Annotated in this window: 2 protein-coding genes; one reads left to right on the forward strand and one right to left on the reverse strand. The window is 71.0% G+C overall.

Translation table 11 applies throughout. From position 1 onward, the window contains the following. The coding region (locus tag WA805_RS21355) for an ATP-binding cassette domain-containing protein (protein WP_425243208.1) at window positions 1-326 on the forward strand (326 nt) is incomplete at its 5' end. Here WA805_RS21355 and WA805_RS21360 read toward each other — a convergent pair. Beyond that, window positions 278-1,624: an FUSC family protein gene (locus tag WA805_RS21360; RefSeq protein ID WP_422290281.1), complete on the reverse strand. Its 1,347-nt coding sequence runs from the start codon at window positions 1,622-1,624 to the stop codon at window positions 278-280. The two genes, WA805_RS21355 and WA805_RS21360, sit on opposite strands and share 49 nt — an antisense overlap. Between the last annotated feature and the right edge of the window lie 470 nt (window positions 1,625-2,094).

Consider the following 2,094-nt stretch of genomic DNA (forward strand, 5'->3'; position numbering starts at 1 on the left):
CCGCACGGCGGCGGAAGGTGGCCGCGGCGCTGGACAGCGTCGGGCTCACCGACCGGGCCAGGCACCTGCCGTCCGAGCTGTCCGGCGGCCAGCAGCAGCGCGTCGCGATCGCCCGGGCCCTGATCAAGGAGCCGAAGGTGCTGCTCGCCGACGAGCCGACGGGCAACCTGGACGAGGAGACCCGCGACGAGATCATCGGGCTGATGGAGAAGCTATGGCGCGAGTACCAGCTGACGCTGATCCTGGTGAGCCATGATGGCGCGGTCGCCCGCCGGGCTCAGCGGGTCGGCGTGATGTCCCGCGGGTCGCTCTCCTTCGGGACCTGAGGCTGCTCTTGGGCCTGGGGGCTCTCAGGGTCCTGAGGCTGCTCCGCGACCCGGGGGCGCCTCCGGACCTGGGGACGCGGGAGCCGGAGGCCGGCCGGCAGCAGGGCGCGTATCTTGCCCGGCTGCCGGCGGCGGCCGGGCGGGAGGGCGATCTCGCCGAGGTCCACCTGCAGCCCGGTGCGCAGCCGGTCGATGTGGGCCAGTATCTCTCCGCGGATCGGCCATTCGCTGGCGCCGCCCTCGGGCGCGGTGCGCGGCTCGAGGATGTCCGCGAGCAGGTCCTGCTGACGGTGCGCGTCCTCGAGCGCGGCGGTGAGTTCGGATTCGAGCGGCTCCGGGTCCGACGGCAGCGTCTGCACGAGCCTGCTGTACGCGCGGATCGCCTGTCCGAGCTGCGTGAGCACGCTGGCCAGCCGGCCGCGGGTCTGCTCGTCCCTGACCGGGCTGGCCTCGGTCGCGGTCCGGGAGCTGTCCAGCATCGACCGGGTCAGGCCGCGCAACGTCACCGCGGCGTGCTCGAGCGTCTCCAGCCCGCCGCGCAGCGCGACCTCCGCCACCGGCAGCGCGCCAGGCGTGCGGAGCGTGCGCGGGTTCAGCCGGGAGCTGTCTTCTGCCTGCCGGAGCGTGTCATCGACGTTCTCGATCTCGCCGCGCAGCGCCCTGGTCTGGTCGAGCCACTCGGCGACGCGGGCCGGGTCGGGCGCTTCGCCGGCCGGGATATCGGCCAGGTCGGCGGCCATCTTGTCGAGCTGCCCGGCCAGCCTGTTGGCCAACTCGCCGACCGCCTCGCGGGCCGACTGCACCCGCAGCGGCGCGAAGGCCAGCCCGCCGGCCAGCCCGGCGGCGCTGCCGACGAGGGTGTCGACGACCCGGCCGGACGCGGCCGCGTGCTCGCCAGCCGACGCGAAGATCAGCATCGCGCTGATCGGCACCTCGAGCAGGTCGTCGCCGAGGCGAAGCAGGTAGCCGAGGGTCAGCGCGCCAGCGATGAGCAGCGCGAGCAGCCACCAGCTGAAGCCGACGAACGCAGAGACCGTGACCGCCACGAGAACGCCGGCGGTCACGGCCACCACCTTGCGCATGGCGCTGCGGATCGTCTGGAAGAGGCTAGCCTGCAGCACGAGAAGCGCGGTCAGCGGCGCGAGCACCGGACGCGCGGTCCCGTCCGGGACCAGCAGCGCGATCAGGTAGGCGAACGTCGCCGTCGCGGTGAGCCTGGCGACGTACACGGCCGCCGGCTGGGTCCGCTTGCGCACCACCATGAGCTGCTTCGCCGGACGGACCAGGGACGCCGGCACCGGGTGCCGATCATGGTCGTTTCTGTGCGTGGCGAAAAACATGGACCTCTAAGCAGGTAAGAAGAACGGATGTTACTCAAGACAAAATTGTGCTCACCCATGGCATACAAAAGCCTGGATCGCCGGCGTTACGCCGCCCCCGCTGCCGGCCGCCATCACTAAAAGGCAACGCCTGCCACGCCTGTCTATTCCAGGTCGTGTTACGCCGCTGCCGGGCCAGGCGAGTCGTCATTGATGTGGGTGCGCGCCGTGACTTACAGAGGCCGAAGGGCCAGAGCCTACGGCGGCCGGGCCTGGCAAGACCTCAGCCGCGGCGCTCAGCATGATCACGAAAGAAAAATCTCCTATGCGCGTACTTTTCTTTCGTGATCATGAAATCAGCGGGCTCAGGCCGCCCTAAGTCGTCGGGTTCATGCTGCGCCGAGGCCGAGCAGCAGGCCGTCCGCCGCCACAGCCGGGGAGCTGGTCAC

It is taken from the genome of Trebonia sp., assembly GCF_049794275.1.
Classification (GTDB): domain Bacteria; phylum Actinomycetota; class Actinomycetes; order Streptosporangiales; family Streptosporangiaceae; genus Trebonia.